The 7942-nt window shown below is 35.7% G+C and carries 7 protein-coding genes; 4 read left to right on the plus strand and 3 right to left on the minus strand.

The genetic code is table 11. The features are described from left to right. Nucleotides 1-69 precede the first annotated feature (69 nt). Entirely contained in the window at nt 70-1476 is a 1407-nt protein-coding gene (locus B2745_RS16560; protein WP_304068959.1) for a tetratricopeptide repeat protein, read from the minus strand. A gap of 271 nt (nt 1477-1747) precedes the next feature. Here B2745_RS16560 and B2745_RS16565 point away from each other — a divergent pair, with 271 nt between their 5' ends. The 4 genes from B2745_RS16565 (at nt 1748) to B2745_RS16580 (ending at nt 4817) form a co-directional block, all read left to right on the plus strand. Further along, the gene (locus B2745_RS16565; RefSeq protein WP_304068961.1) at nt 1748-3283 is read left to right on the plus strand and encodes an aldehyde dehydrogenase family protein; all 1536 of its coding nucleotides are present in this window, start codon (nt 1748-1750) and stop codon (nt 3281-3283) included. 54 nt (nt 3284-3337) lie between these two features. After that, the gene (locus B2745_RS16570; protein ID WP_304068963.1) at nt 3338-4147 is read left to right on the plus strand and encodes a hypothetical protein; all 810 of its coding nucleotides are present in this window, start codon (nt 3338-3340) and stop codon (nt 4145-4147) included. Between the two features lie 206 nt (nt 4148-4353). Continuing rightward, nucleotides 4354-4563, plus strand: coding sequence for a hypothetical protein (locus tag B2745_RS16575; RefSeq protein WP_026902791.1), 210 nt, complete (start codon nt 4354-4356; stop codon nt 4561-4563). Further along, a complete protein-coding gene (locus tag B2745_RS16580) occupies nt 4563-4817 on the plus strand; it encodes a type II toxin-antitoxin system RelE family toxin (RefSeq protein WP_304068964.1) in 255 nt (84 codons plus the stop codon). Before B2745_RS16575 ends, B2745_RS16580 begins: the two co-directional genes overlap by 1 nt. A 372-nt stretch (nt 4818-5189) precedes the next feature. Here B2745_RS16580 and B2745_RS16585 read toward each other — a convergent pair whose 3' ends face one another. Together B2745_RS16585 and radA are read right to left on the minus strand one after the other, a co-directional pair. Beyond that, nucleotides 5190-5675 (minus strand): DUF4920 domain-containing protein, encoded by a 486-nt coding sequence (locus B2745_RS16585; RefSeq protein WP_304068966.1) that lies wholly within the window; start codon nt 5673-5675, stop codon nt 5190-5192. 128 nt (nt 5676-5803) lie between these two features. Beyond that, nucleotides 5804-7186: a DNA repair protein RadA gene (radA, locus tag B2745_RS16590; RefSeq protein WP_026902793.1), complete on the minus strand. Its 1383-nt coding sequence runs from the start codon at nt 7184-7186 to the stop codon at nt 5804-5806. Nucleotides 7187-7942 lie beyond the last annotated feature (756 nt).

The raw sequence follows: 7942 nt of genomic DNA on the forward strand, positions 1-7942 counted from the left end.
GCAAAAATTCAAAAAAAAATTCAAAACTCTATTAACTAGATGCTTTTGATTTTACTAATTCTTGAAATCTTATTTAGAGAATCTGTTAATGATATCGATAATAACCTTATTATCTTGCAACTGAGGCAGATATTCGAATAATAAATAATGTTTATCAACATCAGTGTGTAATGCCAGTTGTAGTTGCGTTAAAGCCTCATTATACTGCCCATCAGCAAATAAATAAGCTACCAACCGATAGTAAAGCTCAGCAGCATCCGGATTATTTTTAATGCCTTCTGCAATAATTTCGATACATAGTTTAAGATTACTCTGCTCAAAAACTATAGACGAATAATCTAGCCAAGCTTCTACATCTAGGGGATTAAGCTCAACCACTTTTTCATAAGCTTTAACAGACTCTTCTAAGTTGTTTAACTTATAATAAGCATCAGCCATAGCGAACCAGAAATCTGGGTTTTGATCATCAAGATGGAGCGCCTTTTTATAGAAATGTAAAGATTCAAAATAGCGTTCTTCAAAATCAAGCGTTACACCAATACCATACCAAGCATCAGCCAGTTTAGTATCCATTTTAACAGCTTTTTTGTAGTAAGAACGAGCCTCGTCCATTTTCTCTAACTTCTCGTAACACTCGCCAATAGCACAGTAAGTATCCGCATTGGGTGGTTCGTACTCGAAAGTTTGTTTATAAACGTCTATTGCCTCGGCATATTTATCTAATTGTACCAAAGCATTGCCTTTGTTGAAATAGGCTGATGAGAAATTTTCTTTAATTAAAATGGCATAATCGTATGCATCAATAGCCTTTTCAAAAAGGCCAATTTTATGGTAAGCATTACCCAAATTGTACCAAGCGGCAAAAGAGTAAGGCTCGTTATCAATATATTGTTTATAAAACTGTATGCTTTCATCCTGTTTATCTAATACATCGTAACAAAATGCCAACTCGTAAAGTGCATCCTGGTTTTCCATATTATTTTCTAAACAGCGCTTAAGGTAATTTACGGCCTCTTCATAATCACCCATGTTTTGGTATACATAGGCAATCTGCATCAATACCTCATCTTTAGACTCGGCCATATCTAAGGCAATTAAAAGATTTTCTAAAGCATCCTCATGGTGTTCTAAACTTTCATAGATATTTCCTCTAATCAGGTATATATCGCCTTCTGAGGGCTCTAGCAACTCTGCTCTTTCTAAAGAAGCAAAGGCTTTATCAATTTCATTAGTAAAAACATATAATTGTGCCTGTTTAATTAAAAACATAGCTGCAAAAGGATGCTGCAATACGGCATAATCTATCACCTGTAAGGCTTTTACAGGATCGTTTTTCTCTATGTAGTAATCAATGATATTTTCAAAAACGTGGGCATCAAAAAAATACTGATCCTGGTTACGAACCATTTCCTCATAACGCTCTACGGATTGTTTTGGATCCTCAGAAAATTCAAAGTCAAATTCTTCTTCTTCCATGACTGTTAATATTATAGAGAACGTAATTTTCTGTACAGTATTGGATAATGCCTAGTATACAGAACAATAATTACTCTCAAATTATAATTTATGATATTAATTAAAGCATTTATTTTTCAACAAATAGACACCTCCTATCTTAATTATTTGATAATTAACGCTATACAAAGCCTTTTTACGGCCATATATTTTTAAACATTTTGGTTTATGATTGTTAATTAAAGAATGCAAAAATTTAGCCCGATATTTAATCGTCATCAAATAACACATCATGGAAAATAAAATTCAGCATATTTTACAGGCATTAAACCTTCATGAAACAAATAAAGGTACTAGCACAGGCAGCCATTGGTTTGATGGGGAAGAAGCTAAAGCTATTTTCTCTCCAGTTGATGGCAAGCAGATAGCAAAAGTAAGTTTTAGTACGCTGCAAAGTTATGATAAGCTTATTGAGCAAGCAGAAAAAGCATTTATCATCTGGAGAAATTGGCCCGCACCCAAACGCGGCGAGATGGTAAGACAAATAGGTGAAGCACTACGTAAGCATAAAAATGATTTAGGCACTTTAGTTTCTTATGAGATGGGAAAAAGCCTGCAAGAAGGCTTAGGAGAAGTACAGGAGATGATAGATATATGTGATTTTGCGGTTGGTTTATCCAGACAATTATATGGTTTAACCATGCACTCTGAAAGGCCACAACACCGTATGTACGAGCAGTGGCATCCTTTAGGTGTGGTTGGTATCATCTCTGCTTTTAATTTCCCCGTGGCGGTTTGGAGTTGGAATGCTGCCCTAGCCTGGGTGTGTGGTAATGTTTGTATTTGGAAACCATCAGAAAAGACACCTTTAACAGCAATCGCTTGTCAACAAATCATCTCAAAAGTTTTTGAACAAAACCAAGTGCCAGAAGGCGTCTCTTGTTTGTTGTGTGGTGATAGCGTTTTAGGAGAAAAACTGGCTCACGATAATAAAATAGCCTTATTATCTGCTACAGGTTCTACCAGCATGGGTAAAGCGGTTGCGCAGGCTGTGGCTGGTAGACTGGGTAAATATTTATTAGAACTAGGCGGTAATAATGCCATCATCATATCTGCCGAGGCAGATTTAGAGATGAGCCTTATAGGTGCCGTTTTTGGTGCTGTGGGCACAGCAGGGCAAAGATGTACTTCTACCCGTAGGTTAATCATCCACGAAAGTGTTTACCAAGCCTTTAAAGAAAAATTGGTTAAAGCTTATGCCCAACTTAATATTGGCAATCCTTTGGATGAGCAAAACCATGTGGGACCACTTATAGATAAGCAAGCCGTAGCACATTATTTGGCTGCTATAGAAAAATGCAAGGCACAGGGCGGAAATTTTATTGTAGAAGGGGGTGTTCTAACTGGCGAAGCTTACGCTTCTGGTTGCTATGTTAAACCTTGTATTGCCGAGGTAGAACCTCATATTGATGTGGTAAAGACAGAAACCTTTGCCCCCATTTTGTATATCATGAAATACAAAAGTTTAGATGAAGCTATAGCTATTCAGAATGATGTTCCGCAAGGTTTATCATCAGCTATCATGACCAATCATTTAAGAGAAGCAGAGCAGTTTTTAAGTGTTAATGGGTCTGATTGCGGAATTGCTAATGTAAATATTGGAACTTCAGGAGCAGAAATTGGAGGTGCCTTTGGTGGAGAGAAAGAAACAGGCGGAGGCAGAGAGTCTGGCTCTGATGCCTGGAAAGCTTATATGAGAAGGCAAACCATCACCATTAACTACTCTCATCAACTTCCTTTAGCACAAGGCATAAAATTTGATATATAGCTGTTTTTAACCGTTAGTGTTTAACTACAAATAGTCTATCAAACAATTAAAATCATGAAATTAAATTTAAAATCTACGTTATTAGGTGCCATAACCCTTTTTATGGCCACCACAGCTTGCAATCAGGCAAACAACAAAGCAAATGCAGAACATCAAGATACTGTTCAGAATAGCAGTATAAGCATAGAGGCTCTGCAAGAAAACAATGATTTTCCTGATGCTCAGCTCACTATCAAAAATGTATCTACCCAGCCTGCTGGTACAGACTCTGTTAAAATAACTTTTAATTTTGACGTTAAAAATTACGAGCTTACCAAGCAAACAGCAAATATGCCAGCAGAACATTGTGCAAACTCTGCTGAAGGACAACATATCCATTTTATACTAGATAATAAGCCTTATCAAGCATTATATAAACCTACAAATACCATTACTTTAGCTAAAAATACCGAACATATTTTACTTAATTTCTTGTCCAGATCTTACCATTTATCGGTCAAATCTGCCGGAGCATCTGTTTTAACTAAATTTAAGATTGATGAAAATGGCAAATATGTAGAGCTTCCAGCGCCTAAAGAACCAATGCTATTTTATAGCAGACCAAAAGGCGATTATAAAGGAAAAGATACTGAAAACGTATTGTTAGACTTCTTTGTAAGCAATGCTAAAATTTCTCCGAATGATTATAAAGTTAAAGTTGGCGTAGCTGATACTTCTTTTACTGTAGATAACTGGACACCCTATTTTATTAAAGGTGCACCTGCCGGAGATTTAAAAATCAGAATAGAACTGGTTGATAAAAACGGAAAAACCGTTAGTAATGCCTTTAACCCCACAGAAAGAACTGTTTCTATACAGCCATAAAACAAAAAACGGGTTGAGGTAAAATCTCCACCCGTTTTCTTATATAGCATAAAAAAACATAAAAATATTTACATAGACTTATACTGCCAATTCACCATCCTATAGGATAATTTTTAGGTTTTAGTTGATTTAACTATATTTATCTTACATGTTCGAAATAGATGAGGATGTTAAAAACAAAAGTTAACTACGATATAGAATAAGTTATGATAGCAATAAAACCACAATACATTACAGATAATGCAGGTAAAAAAATATCTGTAGTACTTCCTATAAAGGATTTTAAAGCTATTATGGAAGAGCTAGAAGAGTTAGAAGATATAAAGCTTTATGATGAAGCCAAAAAATCAAATGAACCTTCTGTTCCTCTTCATGAAGCCTTTGAAATGATTGAAGCCAAACGCAAAGCTAAATAATGGCTTATCGAGTAACTTTAAAAAAGAGAGCTATTAAAGCTCTTGAGAAAATTAACGAGCCTTATTATTCAAGTATCAAGCAAGTTATTTATAGTCTTGCTGACAACCCCAGACCAAGTGGCTGTAAAAAGCTTAAAGGCAGAGACGGTTTTCGGATACGTGTGGCAGATTATCGCATTATTTATGATATTTTCGATGATGTACTTTCGGTAGATGTTATTGACCTAGGGCACAGAAAAGATATATATCTTTAGGAAAAATGTATAAGAAAGTTTCAGTTTTTTATTTAATTCCTGTTTTTTTATTGTGATATTATTTCTTATAAAAAATAAGGTACATACTTAATTCTAGCTTGTACGGCGTTTTATATTTTTTAAAAATCTTCGTTACCTTAAACTATGTTAGAATTAAGTTTGATAGGACTAGTTTCTATATAAATATTCTAATATCAGTAATACATTTAATATGTGGATTAATAATTAGTTATGTTAATTTAGCTATGAATGTAGGTGCAAGTTCTATGTTTTAATTTTCTAGATAGTGCAATTAGGTTTTTATCAAAAGCCATAAAACAAAAAACGGGTTGAGGTAAAATCTCCACCCGTTTTCTTTTTAAGAAGTTTTCCTTACATCACCACAACTCCCTTAGCTTCAAAGCTAAGCTTTACTTTAGAAGCAGTTATTTTATTGATTTCTTCCTGAGATTTTCCGGCATCTTCTGCATAATGTCTTTGGGTTTCTACAGAAACGGTATCAATCTTTGCAACACCATCTAAAACAACAGTTTTTCCGGCAATATCTTTAGGAACAAAAAATGCATAATCCTTAAAGGTCACATGTAAGTCTTCGCCATCTGCTGATTTTACTTTTAACCAACAGCCCTTTTTCTGACAAACCTCTGTAATCTCGCCTTTAATTTTGGCATTGGTAGCGCCAGATTTTTCTGCAATAGCTTTTACAGCCTCTAAACTTTGTATATTATTATCAAAAACAGAATCGCCGTAGGTAGTGCCATTAACTAATTGTGGCCCTTTTAATTCTACTTTTTGTGAGATAGAATTACAAGATATGGCAAAAAGCGCTATAAAAGAGAGTTGTAATATTCTTTTCATCTTAATATTCTTAATATGTTATAACTTGTTTGGTAGCACAAGATTTAATGATATACAAAAATGAGTTTTTTCTTCCTCATTTAAATCCTACCTATAAAGAAAAATATAAATTTTTACGATAAAACAACTTATCCAAACAATAAGCTAAACATCTCTTCTACTTTGGCTACTGTTTTAATCTCGATATTAAACTTACTGATATCTAGACCTTTTTTGTTGTATTTAGAGATAAAGATTTGCTCGAAACCCAATTTCTGAGCCTCTGCAATACGTTGTTCTATACGGGTAACGGCTCTAATCTCTCCTGATAAACCTACCTCGGCAGCAAAACAAACTTTATAAGAAACTGGAATATCCTCATGCGAAGAAATAATTGCCGCTACCAAGCCTAAGTCTATACTCGGGTCTTCTACCCTAATACCACCGGCTATATTAAGAAAAACATCTTTTGCGCCCAATTTAAATCCGCACCTTTTCTCTAAAACAGCTAAAAGCATATTCATACGTCGGGTATCAAACCCTGTGGCAGAGCGCTGTGGCGTACCGTAAGGCGATGTACTTACTAATGCTTGGGTTTCTATCAACATGGGGCGCATACCTTCCATAGTGGCTGATATGGTAACACCACTTAAAGGTTCCTCCCTTTGTGATAATAGTATTTCTGAAGGATTAGAAACTTCTCTAAGCCCTGTGCCTTCCATTTCATAAATACCCAATTCTGATGCCGATCCAAATCTGTTTTTTATCGCTCTTAATATTCTGTAAACATGATGCCTATCGCCTTCAAACTGCAAAACAGTATCCACCATGTGCTCCAATATTTTTGGTCCTGCTATCATCCCATCTTTAGTAATATGCCCAATTAGAAACACAGGTGTTGATGATTCTTTAGCAAAACGTAAAAGTTCTGCTGTACATTCTCTCACCTGCGAAACACTGCCTGGGGTAGATTCTATATGTGATGAATGTAAGGTTTGTATAGAATCAATAATCACCAAATTAGGCTCAAGAAGCTCTATTTGTTTAAAGATATTTTGTGTTGATGTTTCTGTAAGGATATAACAATCTGATACAGGTTTAGATAAGATACGCTCTGCCCTGAGCTTAATTTGCTGCTCGCTCTCCTCACCAGATACATAAAGTACTTTTAGATTAGGAACAATAAGAGCCAATTGCAACATCAAGGTAGATTTACCTATGCCGGGCTCGCCACCTATCAATACCAAAGAACCACCAACAATTCCACCACCTAGTACGCGATTTAGTTCTTTATCTGGTGTGACCAAACGGTGTTCTTCTGTATATACAATTTCTTGAACTTTAGAGGGCTTATTTACTCTGCTGAGTGATGTGCTTCCGGCACTTTTCCAATCGGGTACACCACTGGATTTTTTCTCTACCACTTCTTCTACAAAAGTGTTCCATTGTTGGCATGCAGGGCATTTACCTAACCATTTTGGAGATTCGTATCCGCAACTCTGACAGAAATAAGAAGATTTAGTTTTAGCCAAGGCAATTTTGTTTTGTTCCGTTACGAAGTACGATGTTTATTGCCACAGTTGCAAGGGTTGATATTGCTTTAGTAAGAGAGATATGAGTTATCCTGAGTCTACTACGAATAACCGAATAGTTCATAACATCTTTAATGATAGTAATTCTCCGCCTCAAGAGCCGGCGGGGCCCATTACTTTTGTGAGGGCAAAAGTAATCAAAATCCTTGATCAATCCCGCAGGAGCCTTTGCCACACATACCTTACCCACACTCAAAAACAATTAGCGCTTATTTTTGCTAGGCATTGCTTTATGAACGTTAGTGTAAACTCGAACACAAAATCGCATGCGCTATAGGCTTGGAAGTGCAAGATTTTTTAATTTCTGCTACTGTTTTTTCGTCCTTCCGGCTCTGGGGGATTGCTCATGCGCTTCGGGTTAGACTGTTTTTTTATGAATGTTATCCCTTTCTGGAAGTAGAAAGTATTGAGTAGAAAGTAAAAAGAGCGAATATTTAGGCGCTGCCTGTAAAAATCAATCCATCTTACCGAAGAACGAAAGACGGCCTATGAAGATTTGGACGTGTAGTCAAATAAATCTTTTGTAGAAACTTTCATAAAGAACTATCGGAAAACAATCCGACGGGTGTTGTAGAAACCTTCATTAAGTAAAACCATTCACACCACTCAGGATTGTGGTAAAGATTTATTTAGACGAAACAACAAATATTCATCAGCCTTGAATTTTGGGGGACTTTTTTTTCAAGAAAAAAGTGC

It is taken from the genome of Pedobacter glucosidilyticus (assembly GCF_002483235.1).
GTDB lineage: Bacteria > Bacteroidota > Bacteroidia > Sphingobacteriales > Sphingobacteriaceae > Pseudopedobacter > Pseudopedobacter glucosidilyticum_B.